This window comes from Halalkalibacter sp. APA_J-10(15) (genome assembly GCF_023017105.1).
Classification (GTDB): Bacteria; Bacillota; Bacilli; order Bacillales; family Bacillaceae_D; genus Halalkalibacter.
Map to the genome: position 1 here is coordinate 58213 of NZ_JALKEV010000019.1, position 18649 is coordinate 76861.

Sequence of the window (18649 nt, forward strand, 5' to 3'; positions counted from 1 at the left end):
GAGTCGATGATGGCAAAGTCTACACATATTAATGTAACGATTGATTTTCATAATTGGGGTGGAGGCGTATATGACTTACGCATTCCAGTTCAATTAACGGTAAAGCAATTACTGCTAAGCGTTGCTGATACGCTACATATCGAGCGGACGGATTCCTCTCTATGTGCGATTAAGGTTTTAACGAAAAAATTATTTATTACGGATGATGATATGTTAAGTCATTATCCGATTACAGATGGGGATATTTTACAAGTTTTATAGACTAGAATGTGAAGGTCTGTGAAAAGGTGAAGGAGTCAACGCTATGAAGGAAAAAAAGATTCAGTTGGATTCGCTCACGCTTCATTTTCAAATTGAAGGTGAAGAGTGGCGCACAGAATTAGCCAAATCACAAACGAAGGTGAAAACGATTCAACAAATGGGACTGATTACGACACCCTCGGACTATTTTTTGCCAGTCTCGATCGAAGAGGAAGAGGATCTTTTTAGGTTTTCGTTTGTGGTGGAAGATGAGAAAAAGAAATGGAAGGATATTAAGGATCTTCAACGGAATGAAAAGCTACGGTTGCTTTGGAATTTAGCTAAGCTGAAACCTTATTTATCAACTCGGACGACTTTCTTTCTCCATCCTGATAACGTCGTATTTGATGACAATTTAATGCCGTCTATTATGTATCGTGGGATTCGTCAATTGCTACCACCTTATGAAGTGAAAGAAGATCACTTCTTCCAACAATATAAATGTTTCATTCTCGCCTTATTTTCTAAACAGTATACCTTTGATGATTTATACAACGGTTCATTAAAGAAGGTGAAGGAAACAGAGTTTGAACGACATGTTCATGAGACAAAAAGTCTAGAAGAATTAATTACGTACATAAAGACGTGCTATCGCAAAGAGCAACAAAAGACGGAAAAAACGATGACGACAGTCCCGATGAAACGGTTTCGGTTATTCAAGCAATTATCGATCATTATGATTACGTTGTCTATCGTGCTGGCCGTACCGTTATTTTATTACATGTTTGTGAAAGACCCATATCAGGAAAAGTTATTAACTGCACACGGTGAATTTTTGTCGTCAGATTATAGCGCAGTCATTTCAACTCTTCGGAGAGAAGACCCTGAGCGGTTACCTTATCGGACTAAATATATTTTGGCGTACTCTTACATTCAAGTTGAGAGTTTACCAAATCGAGATAAAGAAGCGATTATGAGAAATGTCAGCTTACGAAGTGATGAGAATTATTTGCTCTATTGGATTTTAAATGGTCGTGGCTATTTTGAAGAATCGATTGAAAAGGCGATGTTTATAGATGACCCACAATTAATTATGTATGGGCTTATTAAGCAAATGGAGCAAGTTCGAAATGATCCGCAATTAAGTGGTTCAGAACGTGATGAGGAAATAAGGAGGCTTCAAGACGAACTGAATCGATATGAAGACGACTACTTGGAAGAGAATGAAGAGGAAGTAACAGAGGAAGTTCCAGTAGAAGGAGCCAATGCTGAACAAGAGCTTGCTCCAGAGCCTGATGAAATGATTGATCAAGAAGAGGAAGAAGAGTAGCGATGCAAGCTTGGCTGATTGAGAGAGGAAGAAAATCATGGAACAGACGAGACTATTAATTCTTTTTGATAAGCAGTTACACAAATGTCTTTTACCTAAAGGGATATCGAAAGAAATAACGGTAAGTAATGATTGGTCTGATACGGTCACATTTACGAGCTTAACGGAATCTTTTGTCGTTACTTGGGATGGAGAAGAGTGTGTTCTTGAAGGGGACGCCCTTCCTGATAATGGACGAACGCGATTACAAGTAGGCTCGACGGAAATAGAGTTTCTTCTTATAGAGGAAGAAGAAGTAACCGTTTATGATTTAGCAGGTGCTCAGGCGGTGACATTTGGAAATAGTGAACATCATGATATCCGGCTGGAATCGACGGATGCTGATTTTTCACTTATACGACCATCAGAAGATCGATTCTTTCAGTTAACGGTAAATAGTGGTGAAGTGTATCACAATGGTCTATGTAAGGAGCATGTTCAATCGCTTGAACCGGGAGATCAGCTCTATGTAGATGGAATCTCGATCATCATCAATGCAGAGGATATGGAGGTCAGTGGTGCCAAAGAGAAGCTAGCATCGGAGCTGACGCAGCTGGTGGAGCGGGATACGTACTACAGTGAGGAGTATCCAGATTACCATCGCTCGCCTCGCGTCATTTATCGAGAGCCAACCAAAAAGCAGACCATTGCTAAGCCGCCACCGCAACCGTCAAAGCCGAGTGAACAATTAGCGCGGACCATTGTCCCTCCTCTTGTGATGATTGCGGCGTTTGTTCTATTGACAATTTTCCAGCCGCGAGGAATTTATATTGTCGTTATGCTCGCGATGACGGTGACAACGATTCTGATTTCAGTTATTTATTATGTGAAAAACCTGAAGCAATATAAAGTAGACACAAAGGAACGGTTAGAGAGCTATCGAGAGTACTTACACCGAAAGACGAAGGAGTTATATCACATAACCGAGGAGCAGAGGCATTCCTTGAACTATCATTTTCCTCATATCGAACAAATACGAGATATGGCTGTACGAGTTGATGCAAGAATCTATGAGAAAACGATGTTTCATCATGATTTTCTGCAATATCGTACAGGATTAGGAACAGCAGAAAGAAGCTTTGAGATTGACTTTAATGAAGAAGAGTTTACTCAAGAAAAGGATGTACTCGCAGACGAAGCGAGAGAGCTTTTGAATCAGCATGAAGATTTACACGATGTTCCTGTCGTGGCCTCCTTAATGAAAGGTCCGGTTGGATATATTGGACAGCGTCATCTCGTCTTGGAGCAGCTACAGCTGCTAGTTATGCAGCTAGGTCTGTTTCAAAGCTATCATGATGTTCAGTTCATTACCGTATTTCCTGAAGAGGAAAAAGAAGAATGGAATTGGATGCGGTGGCTTCCTCATTCAAGCCTGCGTGATGTGAATGTAAGAGGCTTTGTGTACCATGAACGCTCACGAGATCAAGTTCTTTATTCGGTGTATCAGATCTTGAAGGAGCGAAAGCAATTGATCGACGAGAAAGGGAACACGAATGAAAAAACGTATTTCTTCCCACACTATGTCGTCTTGATTACGGACGAAAAGCTCATTCTCGATCATACGATTATGGAATTCTTTAATGAAGATCCAAGCGAGCTCGGCGTTTCTCTTCTATACGTTCAAGATGTCATGCAATCATTACCAGAGCATGTGAAAACGGTTATTGATATTCGTGATTCTAAGACAGGAAATATCATCTTAGAAGAAGGCGAGCTTGTTAATCGTGCGTTTGTTCCTGATCACTTTCCGTTGAATTTCGATAAGGAGGAAGTGTCTCGTGCTCTTGCACCGATTAATCATTTGCAAAGTTTAAAGAATTCCATCCCAGAAAGTGTAACGTTCCTTGAAATGTATGGGGTTGAGCGAGTGGAGGAGCTAGGTGTTACAACGAGGTGGCGTGCAAATGAAACGTATAAGAGCTTGGCGGTTCCGCTTGGATTACGTGGAAAAGAGGACATCGTCCAGCTTAATCTTCATGAAAAGGCTCACGGGCCACACGGGCTTGTTGCTGGGACAACTGGGTCAGGTAAGTCTGAAATTATTCAATCGTACATTTTGTCTTTAGCTGTTAACTTTCATCCATACGAAGTAGCTTTTCTATTAATTGACTACAAAGGTGGAGGAATGGCGAATTTATTTAAGAAGCTCCCGCATTTAGTTGGAACGATTACGAATTTAGATCGTAGTCAATCAATGCGTGCGTTAGCTTCTATTAAGGCGGAGCTTCAAAAGCGCCAGCGTCTTTTTGGAGAAAACGATGTAAACCATATTAATCAATATCAAAAGCTATATAAGCAAGGGAAAGTCCAAGAGCCGATGCCACACTTATTTTTAATTTCGGATGAGTTCGCTGAGTTGAAGTCGGAGCAGCCTGATTTTATGAAGGAGCTTGTTTCAACGGCGCGTATCGGTCGATCATTGGGCATTCATTTGATTCTTGCTACACAAAAGCCAAGTGGGGTTGTCGACGATCAGATTTGGTCGAATTCAAAATTTAAGTTAGCGTTAAAAGTACAAAATGCTAGTGATTCAAATGAAATATTGAAAACACCAGACGCTGCTGAAATTACATTGCCTGGTCGTTCCTATTTACAAGTAGGAAATAATGAAATATATGAGCTATTCCAAAGTGCATGGAGTGGTGCTGATTATATTCCTGATCAGGACGATTATGAATTAGTGGATACGACGATCTATGCGATTAATGATCTAGGGCAGTATGATATCTTAACAGAAGATTTAAGTGGTTTAGGTCAGAAAGAACAAGTTGAGAAGGTGCCTACGGAGCTCGATGCTGTGATTGATCATATTCACGATTATACGACGAAACAGGACATTGCGCCATTGCCACGTCCGTGGCTTCCACCGCTTCCTGAGCATTTAACGACAGAAGAGCTTCACCCTATTAGCTTTGAAGAGGCTTGGGAAGAAGAGAAGAGGCCGTTGCAAGTGACGATTGGTTTACTCGATCAGCCTGAGCTTCAGTCACAGAAGCCGTTAACTCTAGATTTAACAAAGGATGGTCATATTGCTGTCTTTTCAAGTCCAGGGTACGGGAAATCGACGTTCTTACAAACGGTTGTAATGGATTTAGCCAGACAACATCACCCTGAGCATTTTCATGTATACTTGCTCGATTTCGGGACAAATGGTTTGTTACCGTTAAAGGGTTTGCCACATGTGGCTGATACATTTTTAGTTGATGATAGTGAGAAGGTTGGAAAGCTGATACGTTTGTTATCGACAGTCATGAAAGAACGAAAGCAGCTTTTAAGTCGGTATGGTGTCGCTAATTTATCGATGTATGAAAAGGCGAGTGGGGAAGTTGAACCGAATCTATTAATCGTCATTGATAACTTTGACACTGTTCGAGATACGGATTTCTCTGAGGAGTTCGAGAAGCTTGTGACGCAAATCGCTCGTGAAGGTGCAAGTGTTGGGGTTCATTTAACGATTAGTGCAGGACGACAAGGGGCTATGCGCATTCCGTTATTATCAAATATTAAGACTCAAATCCCACTTTACCTGATTGAACAAACAGAAGCGCGCTCGATTATTGGTAGAACCGAACTAGAGATTGAAGAAATTCCAGGACGCGGTCTAGTGAAGCTAGAAGAGCCAGCACTATTTCAGGCGATGCTACCTGCTGAAGGAACAGAGCCATTAGAAATAATCGATTCAATCCAAACGACTGCTAAGAGCATGGATGAATATTGGCAAGGAGAGCGTCCTGAGGAGATTCCGATGATGCCAGAAGGGGTCATTGAGTTTGAGAAGTTTAGGCAGAGTAAGAAAGTAAAAGAGCTTGTAAATCAGCAGCAGCTTCCTCTAGGTCTGGAGTTTGAGGAGGTTCAGCCGTTGGCATTTGCTCCGAACAAATTTGGACAGTTCATCGTCGTAAGTGACCGTAAAGACGGGTTAAGAAGGATGAATCAGTCTATCTTAAAAAATATGATGCTTCTGAAAGATGATTATCAGCTCATGCTCCTTGATACGAGTGATAAAGAGTTATCCGAAGTAGCAACAGAGGTGAATGCTTATATTTGTGACACAGAAGGTCACAAGACGGTTAAAAATGATTTATTAAGTGAGATCAAGATTCGAATGACTCAAGGGACAGAAGGAATGCCGAGTTGGCTCATCTTTATAACGGATTTAGAAGATTTCTGTCAAAGTAGTGAGCTCACAATAGAGGAAATGACTACATTCTTTGAGCAGGGAGCTAAGCTAGGACTCTACTTTATTTTGGCAGGAGATTATAGCTTTATTGGAACAAGCTTTGATCCAATTGCTAAATATGTTCGAACACAAGCCATTGTTGGACTTATTAGTATGCGATTGTCTGATCAAGACATTTTTAAGCAAGCATATATTGCCAAGGAAAAGTACCCTAACGCATATGAATGCTATTATGCGATGGATCATCAACATATTAAATTAAAAATCCCTGAATAAGGAGGCTGGAGGAGAATGAGTTATTTACATACATTACAATCGAAAAGAAATCGAGTTTCGAACCAAATGTATACGAAACAGCAACAGCATTCCGTTGCGTCTGATGAAGTGTCCAGGTTAACGACAGCTTTGTCTAATTTACAAGCAGAGGTCTCTGACTTAAGATCGTCAAAGTCAAGGATTGATAAACTCTCAATTCAAACGAGTAGATGGAAGGGAAAAAATGAATCGACCTTTTCAAGTCGCTATTCATCCTATCAATCGGTTGTTGGCACTTATGCGAACAGAGCTGATGATGCGAAGGAGCGAGTGGCTGATGATCTTCGTAGGGCGGAAGAACGAAAAAACTCGCTTGCATCAGATATTACTAATCTACAATGGTCACTAAATTCTCTGGATAATCAAATAAGATGGGAACGCGTTGCTCAACAGAAAGGGTGAAGAATATGGGAGCAGAAGTTAAGATTAATATTGAAGTGTTTCGTGCAAATGCTGAGAAGCTTAGAGGCTCATTATCGCAACTAGAATCAAAAATGAATGTGAATAAAGCGCTTGGACAAACGAATATTTCTCCTTTCACAGATGATGTTGAAAAGTTTGCCGAAGCATTGCAGCTTATAAAGAGATATAAGCAATTGATCGAAGTAGATGTAGGCATTTTAAAAGAAACAGGAGAAGCTATGAAGGAAAATGATGAGCAATTAGCTTGTCAATATGTCCATTCAACGACGGGATCACAACCTTTACCATACTAAGGGAGGAGGCGAAGCGAATGAGTCATAAAGTAAAGCTAGAAGAAGTTACGCAATTTTCAGATGAACAGTACAATGAAACGATGAATCTATTAGATGGAATTGGAGAAGTTCGATCTAATATAGATCAAATCATTCAAATGGATACATTCCAAGGTGAAGCGGCCGACTGCTCAAAAGCATATTTTAATGAAATACACATAACGATTCTTCAAGCATTTGAAGATTTGTTCATAGCTTTATCAACGACAACAGACAAACATATTGAAGCATTTCAAGCGAATGTTGATGCAAATGAATCAGCTATCATTGAGAGCAACTATTTAGAGGAGCAAGTTACCAAAATCGATGACCAATATAATGAGCTAGCTCAAGTCTCAAATAATATTAACCGAATTATTCAAAGTGTATCAGATATCTCAACGGCTACACAGCCTAGCCTAAACAATGTCACAAGCCATCAAGAGGATGTTATTGAAGTCCCAACAAAATTGGATAAGAATCTATCTGAATTTACGAGTAGTGGCAAGAGTGATATAAATAACATTAATACGGTTATTTCAGAGATTGAGTCGCTAATCAGTCAGATAGAAGCTAAGAGAGGTTCGGCTCAAAGTAATAGTAATTGGTTTAAAGAGGGATTGGATTGGGCATATGAGCATGAATTTTGGCTCCAAAGGGGAGCCAATGTAGCTGGCCAATCACGAACAGCAGCTTCCAGTAATTCAATGTACAATGCAGGAAAAGATGGCGGTCTTGACACTTCTCAACACCGAACTTCAACTGGTACAGGATATCGGATAAATGCGACAAGTGACGCATTAGAACAGCTTGGAGTGAAACCGGATGGCCAAGCAAGGCGGGATTTGAATAAACGATTGCCGAAGAATGGTCAAACGTTAACCGTGGCACAGCAAGATCTGGCAAGAACCAACCAAACAACATTACGAGCAGCTGACCAAAGACCAGGAAGACCAGGCTGGACGAATACGGGTCAGCAAGCTTTGAATATGCATCCGGAGTTACAGTATTTCGGTGCTGGTTCTAATACGGTAACTCCTGTTGGGTCAGCAAAAGAGATTGTGAAAGCCGGGGTTCATGGCGCAGCTAGAGGAGCTGTAGGAGCGTTTACAGACGTTTTGAAGAAAAGTACAAATACGCTATCTAAAGTCGCAAAAGGAGCAGGAGTATTTGGTGCTGGTTTAAGTGCTTATACAAACTTTAGAGATGCTGAGGAAGATGGCTTGTCAGGTTGGAGTGCAGTAGGAAGGGCTGCGAAAGATACTACCATTGATTTGGCAGTAGGTGGCGCCGTACAAGCTGGAATAACGGCGGCATTTACAGTCGCTATACCGATACCAGGAGTCGGAACTGCTGTTGGGATGGCAGCAGGAATTGGAGCCAATGCTCTGCTAAATGTAAAGTTTGGCAAGAGTGATAAGTCAGTGATGGATCGAGTGAAAGGTTGGTTTAATTAATTGGAGGAACATTATGTTTAGCAAATTATCAGAAAAGGATTTTTTAGTATTAAGAGGCCCGTTTGAATCGGGAAGGCAGGCACCTGTATCATTGGGTGGCGCTATGATTTTAGGTATCTTTGGCCAAGCGTTAATGGTTTTTTTAAGTATTTTTATAGGTAACTATTCCATATTACCTTTTACAGATAAACTAGTAGCGATTCATCTATGGATAACGATTATTATTGTAGGGCTAACGATTTTATATTCATTTCCGTATTTTTATAAAAATCATCAAAAGTCTCAGTACTTGTTAAGTATCTTTATGATTCATAATCTCGGGACGTTTTCATGGTTTGTTTTGCCTTTGTTAACAATGGGAGCGAAATTACCAGAAAATTATGTTTTAGAACATGTTATGACGTATATTTACATTACATTAGGAATAGGGGTTATCTTATTTATTGTGACGTGCATACGCTTTTACATTTTGCTTATGAAAGGAAAATATAGAAAAGGGTCTTCGCGGGATAGATTGAGGGGGAAGTTCGAAGGGAAAATCAATATGGCTTCGATTGGAGCTGGAAGTATAGGTGTTGTTGCTAGTGTGCAATATTTGATGAGAAATGTCGATTTTATGGATTATGAAGTTTTGTTTATTGTTGTATTAGGTTTATTAATATTTTATACAATGATCTTTATTCTTCCAGAACAGCTTGTCATTTTGTATTGTAAATACCGCTTTAAAAGCTTTAATTTTAGGCCGAGTGGTAAGTATTTGACGTTAATTCCACTGCAGGAAACGGATAAAGACGAAAAAAACGCATAATAACTGATGATAGAAAGGATGAACGAAATGACCATCGAAAAACGTGCACTTCAATTTGATAATCTATTAGTATACGAAAAAACACAGCTACGCACCGATTGGCAGGAAGGCTTTTTTATGATGGAGGATTTATTGCTTTCTGAAGGGATCTATAAAACAGGGCCTGTCTTTTTCTCTGTTGCACCTGCAGAGGGAGAAAAGTCTTTTGGTCACTTTACGTATTATTTACCGATTAATGAAGCGGTTCGTTTGGAGGATGAACCTGACTTTCGTTTTGAGGGAACATTTCGTATAGAGGATGCTCTAGTATTGCGACAAGCCAATGAAGAGGTTGATTTCCACGTAGCCAATGATCGAGTACGAGAGTATGCCAATGAACAAGGAATCTTGTTAGAGGATACTTTTTATTGTGTGTTATTAGAAGTGTATGGTGATATGATCATTGATTTATATGTACCGATTCAAGGGAGAGGCGAGTAATGATGATCGATAATCATACTATTGCCTATCGAAATGTTGTATCAAAGTATTATCAATTTATGCCGGAGGAAATTGAACTTGCTTTTCAAGATTTTGAAGCGTTGTTAGAGAAGCATCAATACCATCCAACGGGTACGGTTTTTTTCTCTATTATGAGTGATCCTACGGAAGAAATTATGACTGCGGAAATTTTCTTTGGAATAGAGGAAGAGCAATTTGCGCTTGAATCAGAAGATTATTTACGATTTCGTAGCTACTTTTCGGTGAAGCCGATGTTCATGACGCGTGTAGAAGGGGATATTCAGGAACAAGCACAAGTGAAATATTGGGAGTTAATTGAACGATTGAATCAATTGGGAGTTGAGCAAGCCACTCCTGTCTTTGTGGAATATAAACGAACACATTCAGATCAATCGTATATTGAGATGAGTGTAGGATATCGATGACAATACTAGAGGGAGGCAAAAATATGAAAAGGTTATTGATGACCATTATTTTCCTAATAGGTATGACCTTAGTTGGCTGTAGCTCTGAGGATACGAATACAGATGAGGAAGGGGTCGATGTAATTTTGGAAGAAGAAAATCAAGACGGAGTTGAAGAAGAGGATAACTTCATAGATGACGAAGAGGCATCTGCAATTGAGGAAGAAGAATTAGATGTAACCGATGATGAAGACTCTGCTGCTATAGCAACTGAAGGCTTACAGCTTCAAGTAAATAAAATCGACCAAGAAGCCGGGGTAACGATTGAAAATCATCCACTGTATGCGGATATTAATGAGCTTGTCACAGCTGATCCAGAGATGGGTATCCCGAATGATTTTAGTGTCGTTCCACTTGATATTTACATAACAGAGGAAGGAAGCAGTTTGTTCTTCTTAGCGGTGAATCGGCTAGACATACCGATTACAAATGCTTCATTCGATTTTACATTAGGGAATACGGATGGTGAGCTCGTGTTTGATCAGGTAGACATTTATTTGAGTGAAGAGGAGTTTGGTGTTATTGAACCTAATCATACCCTTCCTTTTTTTCTCGACCTGACTCCAGGAGGCGAGGAATTATATGAATCATTAACAATGGATAATGTGTTCATGGATATTGAGAACTTTTCGATGGATGTCGAGGAATAACTGGTGGTAAGGGTGAACAATCGATAGGTTGTTCATCCTTATTATGTGAATAAGGAAATCAGGTCTAAGGGTGCTAGAATAGGCTGTTTATAGAGTGATCTATCATGTTAAGAAAATCAAATAACTGGAGATCCAGTGTTGGTATGAAGATTGTTCGTACATTTATAGAAACGTTAAAAGATAGGGAAACAGAAGTAACCTTCTTTTACAAGAAGATAAAGGAAGAGGAGAAATGGGGGAAACGATCCATTTATTTTGCTCTGCTGTGGCAAAATGTGCTTGCTGCGGTGATTGCGATCTTCCTTACCGTTATGATGCCATTACTTCTATGGCTAATATGGATCGTCGGAGGGGTCGATATGACGCTTTCGTGGATACTTTTTGCTACGGCGTTCCTTTTACTATCTCTTTATCTATTTGAACTCTGGATACTTTTCCTTATGCGAAAGGTGTACCCGAAGAAAAAAGAAATATTTTTAAAAAAGCTGGATAATAAAGGCCATTCGTAGGAGGTACTATACATTATGTCTTCCGTACAGTGGTACGAGAAGAAGAGCTGTGCTTTTGACGATTACATAAGTGAATCATGGGAGAGTGATGGTATAATGGCAATTTTAATGTTTTTATTTGGTAAACCGTTGATTGAGCACAAGTTATACATATTTATATATAGTTTTTTACTGTTAGCGTATATTTTCATAGGAACTGTTTTTATGATCGTGGGGTGGCCTTGGCACTTCTTGGTGATTTGGGGTATCTCGTTTCCGATAACCGTTCGAGTGAATCATGCACTCTTTAAAACCATATTCAATGGCCTAGTTCATGCGCCGAAAAGTCGTTTTAATCGCAAATCTGTAGGTGGTTTTATAGGGATGGTTTTGTTCAATATCATTTTTGCTATAGCGTTCATTTTATATGCCGTATATAACGGCTCAAATGGTTATTTAGTGCTTAATTTGAATCAGAGCCAAATTAATAATAACGCATACGAGCTTTCCGCAGGCACGTTGCGAGGGGAACTTGATTCGGACTTTTATATAGGCATTCCATCTTCAGAACCCGATCTATTAGTTCAAGTGCAATATGAAGCTTTTGTAGGAGAAGGCTCTTTCACCATTGAGTTATTCAATAAGGAAAGTGATGATGTGATATGGTCGAACGAAGTCGATGATCGTGTTCGTGGTGCTATACAGATTCCAGCGGTAGAGGGAAAGTACTGGTTTAGACTGATTGCTGATGAGACGGTAAAAGACATAACGTTTAGGTTTAGTGTAGAGTAGTGAACGATTGAATCAAGAAACATATAGTTTGGTGGTGACATCGGAACGAATCTCTTTAGACTGATATGGCTCAAGTAAATACAGGACGAAGAATGTTGTTGAAATACACTCTTGATTCTAGTAATGTTCATACTTATTTTTTAGCCATGGCTTTGTCCTACCTCAAGGCGTCAGCTTAGGTGGGGCTGTAATCTTTGGGAAATTTTAAGGCTAAATTGGATAATATATTCGCTAAAGAAGCTAACAAGGAAACACGTTCCTCGTTAGCTTTTGTATAGCGATTAATCAGATTACACTTTAAACTTTGCTAGAACTTCCTTCAATTCAGCTGCTAAATGGCTCAAATCTTGTGCGGACGAGGAAACTTCCTCCATTGAAGCGAGCTGCGTTTCTGATGAGTGGGCAATCTCCTGTGTTCGATTGGAATTTACTTCTGTAATTTTCGCAATTTCGTTAAAGGCTGCTGTGACTTCTTCAGCGCCTGCGGACATTTCCTCAGATGTAGCAGCCATGTTTGAAATTTGGTCAGCAACTTGATTGGTTAACTCAATAATTTCGCTAAACTGTTGTTTGGTCTTTTCGGCAATGGTTAATCCTTCGCTTACTTCACTTGTAACGGCGTTCATCGACTCATTCGAATGTTCAATATCGAGCTGAATTTCGTTAATAATGTTTGAAATTTGCATCGATGATTGTTGCGAATCCTCTGCAAGCTTTCGAACTTCGTCTGCTACGACAGCAAATCCTTTTCCATGACTACCAGCTCTTGCTGCTTCTATTGCCGCATTTAATGCTAACAGATTCGTTTGCTCAGCAATGTTTGTAATGACATTTAAAATGTTACGAATATCCTTCGATTTAACGGCTAGCTTTTTCGTAATGTCGTCCATTTCTAATACGGACTGTTGGATGACGTTCATCTGTTGAATGTTTCGTTCAACAGAACGTCCACCTTGCTGGGCCTTTTCAATTGTTGTTGAGGCTGTTTCTGAGACAAATGAAGCAGACTCGGCCATGTCTTGCACGCCTCTTGCCACTTCATCAAGTGATACCAAGCTCTCCTTAACTCCTGCTGCTTGCTGAGTCGAGCCTTTTGCGACTTCTTGAATCGATCCAGCGATTTGCTCAGTCGTTTGAGACGTTTGCTCAGAGGTTGCCGATAGCTCTTCTGCCGAGGCAGCAACAGTATCAGTGCTCGTGTTCACTTGCTCGACTAACGCTTTCAAATGCTCAGTCATTTGGTTCGTATGGTGAGCTAAAGCACCAATTTCATCTTCTTTTTTGATGGATAGTGGTTCACTCGTCAAATCACCTTTGGCAACGTTTTGAACATGACTTGTAATCTGGCGGATCGGGCGGCTAATATTTCTGGCGATTACTAAAGCTAAGCCACTAATGATAACGGATGCGATAATCATGATGATAATGGATGTCCATTTAACGGTTTCAGCTCCTGCTAGGACGACGTTCATCGGAGTGAAAAAGTAGATGCTGTAACCCGCAGTTGGAATCGACGCGTGTGCGACTAAGCTTTCCTCTCCGTTCGCTTGAACAATGGATGTTCCACTATCTTCGCTACCCGATTCAAATAAAGTCATTAAATCACTTTCAAGGTTAGCTTCAGTGATGTGTAAGCCAACTAAATCCTCGTTGGGGTGTGATTGAATGATATCTTGATCATCGATAAAGACTGTATGGCTATTTGCATTTGCTGAATCTAACAGAAACTGTTCGATCAACGCTTCAAAGTTAACAGAAGCAGACATGACTCCTAGTCTATTGCCAGAAGAATCATGAACAGGCGTAGCGACAACAACGATGCGATTACCAGTAGCGTTAGATGTTAGAACGCTAGACATATTCTGATCGCCAGCCATCCCTTCTTGAAAGTAGTCACGGTCAGAAAGGTCAAGAACGCCAATGTGTTCTTCTGTTGTATGTGCTTCAACGATACCTTCAGCTCCAGTGAAGACGACCGTCTCATAGGTCTGGTCTTGGGCTTTAACAGTATTCATTAATTGGAGTGTATCATCTAAATGATCACTTCGAATCGCATTGGATTGTGCGATAATCGAAATTTCATCAAGTCGTTTTACAAGCCATTCTTCCATCCCTTGAACCGTACTTTCGGCTTGCACTCCTAACAACATTTCTTCTTTCATAATTAATTCCTCACGACTAGATTGATAGATAAGTGAAGATGTAATGATGAGTGGAATAATACCAATTGATACAAAAGCTAAGACAAATTTAACATTGATTGACTTTTTGATTTTAGATAATAAATTCATTCGATCCTCCTGAGTAAAAGCTTTAATAGGATAATTGTATCACCTTTACTTAGTAACAAATACCCGGTAAAAATTAACCTTAGTGACCGTTTTTTGTAAAAAAATCTATTAAAAAAAATAATAGGTGCCATATGTAAATGAATAGTAAATATGAATAGTACGAGGTGCATGAAAATCAATGGGTGATTTGAGTACAGCTAAGGAGCATAAAAGCTAGATTTATTAGATGTATCTTACTACTTTAAGCAAGAGTACATTTAAATTTACAAAACCTTTACAAAAACTTTACATATCATTCATGTACATAGGTTGTTATTTTCTTTAGGATGGTTGAGGGGAATAAAGATGTTAAAACATGTCGAATGAATAGAAGAAGGGATGATTGTATTGGATGTGCAATCCTTATTATTTATGTTCTTTGGGGGACTGGGGATCTTCTTATTTGGGATAAAATATTTAGGAGATGGTCTACAAAAGGTTGCTGGAGATGGACTTAGAGACTTACTAGAACGCTTTACGTCGAACCCGATTATGGGTGTGTTTGCTGGGATTTTTGTTACGGTTTTACTGCAAACAAGTACAGGGACGACGGTTCTAACAATTGGTCTTGTCAATGCAGGATTTATGACGTTGAAACAAGCGATTGGGGTTATTATTGGCGCGAATATTGGTACGACCGTAACTGCATTTATTATCGGAATCAAAATATCGACCTATGCTTTGCCGATTGTTGCTGTCGGAACCTTTTTCATTTTTTTCTTTAAAAATCGTAAGTTAAATAATTATGGGCAAGTTATCTTCGGATTTGGTGCTTTGTTTCTAGGTTTGAACTTAATGAGTGATGGATTAAGACCGTTAAGAGATGTACAAGCATTTGCTGATTTAACGGTTAGTATGAGTAACAATCCATTACTTGGTGTGTTAATTGGAACGATTTTTACGATTGCGGTGCAAAGTTCAACTGCTGCGATTGGTTTATTGCAAACTCTCTTTGGTCAAGGATTAATGGAGCTAGATGCAGCATTGCCAGTCTTGTTTGGTGATAATATTGGAACGACGATTACAGCTGTCCTAGCGTCAATTGGTGCATCAATCGCAGCTAAGAGAACGGCGTTAACCCACGTTATCTTTAACTTGGTTGGTGCGACGATTGTCTTAATTTTCTTAGTACCTTTTACAAGGCTGATTGAGTTTATTCAAGGTCAATTAGGATTAAATCCTGAAATGACGATTGCGTTTGCGCATGGGATATTCAATGTGTCTAATGCGTTGATTCAACTTCCTTTTGTCGCAGTGTTAGCATGGATCGTCATCAAGCTTATTCCGGGTGAGGATTCAGCGATTCCATATAAAACGGTTCATTTAGATGAACAATTTATTAGACAATCACCAGCAATTGCACTAGGGCAAGGGAAGAAAGAAGTGCTTCGGATGGCTGAACTGTCTGAAAAAGGGTTAGAGGAAGTTAGTCAATATTTTAAGACTCAAGGTAAGAAGCATGGAGAACTGATTCCACAATACGAGGATGCGATTAATAATTTAGATAAGAAGATTACCGATTATCTTGTGCAAGTATCTTCGCATTCGTTGTCTACAGTCGATTCGAACATTCATCACACGCTTATGAACGCGGTTCGTGATCTTGAACGAATTGGTGATCATATGGAAAATATCATGGAACTCATTGAATATCAAATTACAAATAAAGTGAAATTTTCGGATTCGGCTGTTTCTGGATTAGAGGAAATGTTTGAATTAACGATCTCAACGTTAAGGCAATCCATTAGAGCACTTGAAACAGATGATCTTACTGAAGCGAGAGCTGTTCTAGAAAAGGAAGAAAAGATTGATAAAATGGAGCGCGAACTTCGGAAGAGACATATTAAACGCGTCAATGAAAATAAATGTACAGGCTCGGCAGGAATTATTTATGTCGATATTGTTAGTAATTTAGAGCGAGTTGGAGATCATGCTGTGAATATTGCTGAAGAGGTCATTGGTGAAGGATAAACGAACGTTATAGTAGGGCATTGAAAAAGGAGAAAGTAAACTTTTTCAATGCCCTTTTTCTATAGTTGCTTTTCTGTATGAAATCAACTAACATATAAGTATACGTTTATATAAGTGTTCACTTATATATATATTGATGATAGGAGGCTTATTTTGCATGAAATTAGAAATCTTTGATCCGGCGATGTGTTGTTCAACAGGGGTTTGTGGTCCTTCTTTAGATCCTGAACTTACGAGAGTAGCATCGGCGGTTTATTCTTTAGAGAAGAAGGGCTATCAAGTGAAACGGTATCAATTAACTAATGATGCTGATCAGTTTGTTAGCAATCAAGAAGTGAATCGTCTATTGAATGAGAGAGGTCCAGATTCGCTACCGATTGTTTTGGTAGATGGACAAGTAGAGAAGATAGGAGAATATCCGTCAAATGAAGAGTTAGCCGAATGGTTTCATTTACGAGAAGATGATTTGAAGGAAAAACCTAAAGTACGTCTACCCATTGACGTTACTCCATTAAACTAATATTGGGAGAAGGGTTTCGTATGTTTCAAACATTTAGTCCGAATGATGTGAAGACAAAATTTTTATTTTTAACAGGTAAGGGCGGTGTCGGAAAAACATCAACAGCTTGTGCAACTGCTGTTCGGTTAGCTGATCAAGGAAAGAAGGTACTCTTGATTAGTACAGATCCCGCTTCTAATCTTCAAGATGTGTTCCATTTGTCATTACAAAGTAAACCGAAAATCATTCCTGAATTACCGAATTTATCTGTAAGTAATATTAATCCAGAACAATCTGCCCATACCTATCGTGAGAGGGTGATCGGTCCTTATCGAGGTCAATTACCTGAAGCTGTTGTTGAAACAATGGAGGAGCAGCTATCAGGTGCATGTACGGTTGAAATTGCCGCATTTGATGAGTTTACGAATTTTCTTACAAATGAGGAAGTCGTTGAAGCGTATGATCATATTATTTTTGATACAGCGCCGACAGGACATACGCTACGTCTTTTGTATTTACCGACTGCGTGGGATGACTTTTTACGAGAGAGTACACACGGTGCCTCTTGTTTAGGTCCTTTGTCTGGATTAGAAGGAAAGCAGGAGTCATATTCGAAAGCTGTTGGAGCACTTGCTGACCAAACGAAAACAACGCTAATACTAGTTGCACGTCCTGATCGCTCCTCTTTGCTAGAGGCTGATCGAGCTGCGAGGGAGCTTGCAGAGATTGGGATTGCTAATCAATTGCTTATTATTAACGGTTTATTTCTTCACTATACAAAAGGGGATGAAGTATCAGAGTCCTTTTATTTCCGACAACAACAGGCGCTGGAAAGTATTCCTTCTAAATTAGAGTCGTTACAAGCTTGCTCCTTACCATATGTACCTTATTCATTAACAGGTGTCAATCAGCTTCGGGAATTATTTCAATTACAAAAGAAGGAGTTTGTTGAAAAGGGTAGGCAGCGAACATCGATTGATGGTGTTCTAGGTTTAAAGGATGTGATTGAGGATCTTTCTGCTTCGAATAAGAAGTTAATATTTACAATGGGAAAAGGAGGAGTGGGAAAGACGACCGTTGCATCTGCTATTGCAGTAGGGTTGGCGGAAAAAGGTCATAACGTTCACTTAACAACAACAGATCCTGCCGCTCACTTAGAGTATCAATTTGAAAACGAATTAAATCATCCTCATTTAACGGTCAGTCGAATTGATCCTAAGCAGGAAGTTGAGCATTATAAAGAAGAAGTCGTACGACATGCGAATGAGAAGCTAGATGAAGATAGTCTAGCTTATTTACAAGAGGATTTAGACTCTCCCTGTACAGAGGAAATCGCTGTTTTTCAGGCTTTTGCTGATGAGGTGGCGAGAACAGAAAGTGAAGTGGTTGTCATTGATACAGCCCCCACAGGTCATACACTTTTATTATTAAATGCGTCAGAATCATACAGTAAGGAGATGGCACGATCGACAGGTGGAGAAGTGTCAGAAAGTGCTAAAAAACTTCTTCCTCAAATTCGTAATGCAGCTGAGACTGAGGTCATTATCGTTACGCATGCGGAAGCGACACCTGTCTTGGAAGCAAAGCGATTGCAAGACGATTTACAGCGTGCAAGTATTACGCCTAGATGGTGGGTTATTAATCAAAGTTTAGCGAAAATTCATTCAACAGATCCACTTTTGAACGCTAAGGCTGATAGTGAGAGAGAATGGATTAAGAAGGTTGATAACGAACAAGCTGAGAAATGTGCAGTTATTCCATGGATTCATGAAGAAAAGCTAGGGTACGATAAGCTGAAAGAATACGCAACGATTAATGGAGTATGTATAGATAGATAAAGGAAGGTGGAAT

At 39.6% G+C, this 18649-nt stretch carries 16 protein-coding genes; 15 read left to right on the forward strand and 1 reads right to left on the reverse strand.

Going from position 1 to position 18649, the window contains the following annotated elements; all coding sequences use genetic code 11:
* Window positions 1–9: 9 nt before the first annotated feature.
* From MW695_RS19150 to MW695_RS19205, 12 genes are all read left to right on the forward strand, one after another.
* Complete coding sequence (locus tag MW695_RS19150; RefSeq protein WP_247107104.1) at window positions 10–261, forward strand: EsaB/YukD family protein; 252 nt, start codon at window positions 10–12, stop codon at window positions 259–261.
* Window positions 262–304: 43 nt separating this feature from the next.
* On the forward strand, window positions 305–1570 hold the full coding sequence (gene essB / locus MW695_RS19155; protein WP_247107105.1) for a type VII secretion protein EssB: 1266 nt from the start codon (window positions 305–307) through the stop codon (window positions 1568–1570).
* Window positions 1571–1607: 37 nt separating this feature from the next.
* Window positions 1608–6065, forward strand: coding sequence for a type VII secretion protein EssC (gene essC / locus MW695_RS19160; protein ID WP_247107106.1), 4458 nt, complete (start codon window positions 1608–1610; stop codon window positions 6063–6065).
* Between the two features lie 15 nt (window positions 6066–6080).
* Window positions 6081–6506 (forward strand): YwqH-like family protein, encoded by a 426-nt coding sequence (locus MW695_RS19165; RefSeq protein WP_247107107.1) that lies wholly within the window; start codon window positions 6081–6083, stop codon window positions 6504–6506.
* Between the two features lie 5 nt (window positions 6507–6511).
* Window positions 6512–6820 (forward strand): TIGR04197 family type VII secretion effector, encoded by a 309-nt coding sequence (locus tag MW695_RS19170; protein WP_247107108.1) that lies wholly within the window; start codon window positions 6512–6514, stop codon window positions 6818–6820.
* Window positions 6821–6837: 17 nt separating this feature from the next.
* Window positions 6838–8295, forward strand: coding sequence for a T7SS effector LXG polymorphic toxin (locus MW695_RS19175; RefSeq protein WP_247107109.1), 1458 nt, complete (start codon window positions 6838–6840; stop codon window positions 8293–8295).
* A 13-nt stretch (window positions 8296–8308) separates the two neighbouring features.
* The gene (locus MW695_RS19180; RefSeq protein WP_247107110.1) at window positions 8309–9103 is read left to right on the forward strand and encodes a hypothetical protein; all 795 of its coding nucleotides are present in this window, start codon (window positions 8309–8311) and stop codon (window positions 9101–9103) included.
* 27 nt (window positions 9104–9130) lie between these two features.
* Window positions 9131–9583 (forward strand): hypothetical protein, encoded by a 453-nt coding sequence (locus MW695_RS19185; protein WP_247107111.1) that lies wholly within the window; start codon window positions 9131–9133, stop codon window positions 9581–9583.
* The gene (locus MW695_RS19190) at window positions 9583–10029 is read left to right on the forward strand and encodes a DUF5085 family protein (RefSeq protein WP_247107112.1); all 447 of its coding nucleotides are present in this window, start codon (window positions 9583–9585) and stop codon (window positions 10027–10029) included. The genes MW695_RS19185 and MW695_RS19190 overlap by 1 nt, the downstream gene beginning before the upstream one ends.
* Window positions 10030–10052: 23 nt before the next feature.
* The gene (locus tag MW695_RS19195; RefSeq protein ID WP_247107113.1) at window positions 10053–10718 is read left to right on the forward strand and encodes a hypothetical protein; all 666 of its coding nucleotides are present in this window, start codon (window positions 10053–10055) and stop codon (window positions 10716–10718) included.
* Between the two features lie 104 nt (window positions 10719–10822).
* On the forward strand, window positions 10823–11227 hold the full coding sequence (locus MW695_RS19200; protein WP_247107114.1) for a hypothetical protein: 405 nt from the start codon (window positions 10823–10825) through the stop codon (window positions 11225–11227).
* 15 nt (window positions 11228–11242) lie between these two features.
* Complete coding sequence (locus MW695_RS19205; protein WP_247107115.1) at window positions 11243–11998, forward strand: hypothetical protein; 756 nt, start codon at window positions 11243–11245, stop codon at window positions 11996–11998.
* Between the two features lie 290 nt (window positions 11999–12288).
* Here MW695_RS19205 and MW695_RS19210 read toward each other — a convergent pair whose 3' ends face one another.
* Window positions 12289–14289: a methyl-accepting chemotaxis protein gene (locus MW695_RS19210; RefSeq protein WP_247107116.1), complete on the reverse strand. Its 2001-nt coding sequence runs from the start codon at window positions 14287–14289 to the stop codon at window positions 12289–12291.
* A gap of 378 nt (window positions 14290–14667) precedes the next feature.
* Between MW695_RS19210 and MW695_RS19215 the strand changes: the two genes are divergently transcribed.
* From MW695_RS19215 to arsA, 3 genes are all read left to right on the forward strand, one after another.
* The gene (locus tag MW695_RS19215; RefSeq protein ID WP_247107117.1) at window positions 14668–16299 is read left to right on the forward strand and encodes a Na/Pi cotransporter family protein; all 1632 of its coding nucleotides are present in this window, start codon (window positions 14668–14670) and stop codon (window positions 16297–16299) included.
* A 157-nt stretch (window positions 16300–16456) separates the two neighbouring features.
* Complete coding sequence (gene arsD, locus MW695_RS19220; RefSeq protein WP_247107118.1) at window positions 16457–16819, forward strand: arsenite efflux transporter metallochaperone ArsD; 363 nt, start codon at window positions 16457–16459, stop codon at window positions 16817–16819.
* A gap of 20 nt (window positions 16820–16839) precedes the next feature.
* Window positions 16840–18636, forward strand: coding sequence for an arsenical pump-driving ATPase (gene arsA / locus MW695_RS19225; protein WP_247107119.1), 1797 nt, complete (start codon window positions 16840–16842; stop codon window positions 18634–18636).
* Window positions 18637–18649 lie beyond the last annotated feature (13 nt).

Excerpts from the sequence above, each read along its gene's own strand:
- MW695_RS19185 (WP_247107111.1), top strand. The coding sequence starts at position 9,131 with ATGACCATCGAAAAACGTGCACTTCAATTTGATAATCTATTAGTATAC.
- MW695_RS19150 (WP_247107104.1), top strand. The coding sequence starts at position 10 with ATGGCAAAGTCTACACATATTAATGTAACGATTGATTTTCATAATTGG.
- MW695_RS19165 (WP_247107107.1), top strand. The coding sequence starts at position 6,081 with ATGAGTTATTTACATACATTACAATCGAAAAGAAATCGAGTTTCGAAC.
- essC (WP_247107106.1), top strand. The coding sequence starts at position 1,608 with ATGGAACAGACGAGACTATTAATTCTTTTTGATAAGCAGTTACACAAA.
- MW695_RS19190 (WP_247107112.1), top strand. The coding sequence starts at position 9,583 with ATGATGATCGATAATCATACTATTGCCTATCGAAATGTTGTATCAAAG.
- MW695_RS19170 (WP_247107108.1), top strand. The coding sequence starts at position 6,512 with ATGGGAGCAGAAGTTAAGATTAATATTGAAGTGTTTCGTGCAAATGCT.
- MW695_RS19215 (WP_247107117.1), top strand. The coding sequence starts at position 14,668 with ATGATTGTATTGGATGTGCAATCCTTATTATTTATGTTCTTTGGGGGA.
- essB (WP_247107105.1), top strand. The coding sequence starts at position 305 with ATGAAGGAAAAAAAGATTCAGTTGGATTCGCTCACGCTTCATTTTCAA.
- MW695_RS19210 (WP_247107116.1), bottom strand. The coding sequence starts at position 14,289 with ATGAATTTATTATCTAAAATCAAAAAGTCAATCAATGTTAAATTTGTC.
- MW695_RS19175 (WP_247107109.1), top strand. The coding sequence starts at position 6,838 with ATGAGTCATAAAGTAAAGCTAGAAGAAGTTACGCAATTTTCAGATGAA.
- MW695_RS19205 (WP_247107115.1), top strand. The coding sequence starts at position 11,243 with ATGTCTTCCGTACAGTGGTACGAGAAGAAGAGCTGTGCTTTTGACGAT.
- arsD (WP_247107118.1), top strand. The coding sequence starts at position 16,457 with ATGAAATTAGAAATCTTTGATCCGGCGATGTGTTGTTCAACAGGGGTT.
- arsA (WP_247107119.1), top strand. The coding sequence starts at position 16,840 with ATGTTTCAAACATTTAGTCCGAATGATGTGAAGACAAAATTTTTATTT.
- MW695_RS19195 (WP_247107113.1), top strand. The coding sequence starts at position 10,053 with ATGAAAAGGTTATTGATGACCATTATTTTCCTAATAGGTATGACCTTA.
- MW695_RS19180 (WP_247107110.1), top strand. The coding sequence starts at position 8,309 with ATGTTTAGCAAATTATCAGAAAAGGATTTTTTAGTATTAAGAGGCCCG.
- MW695_RS19200 (WP_247107114.1), top strand. The coding sequence starts at position 10,823 with ATGTTAAGAAAATCAAATAACTGGAGATCCAGTGTTGGTATGAAGATT.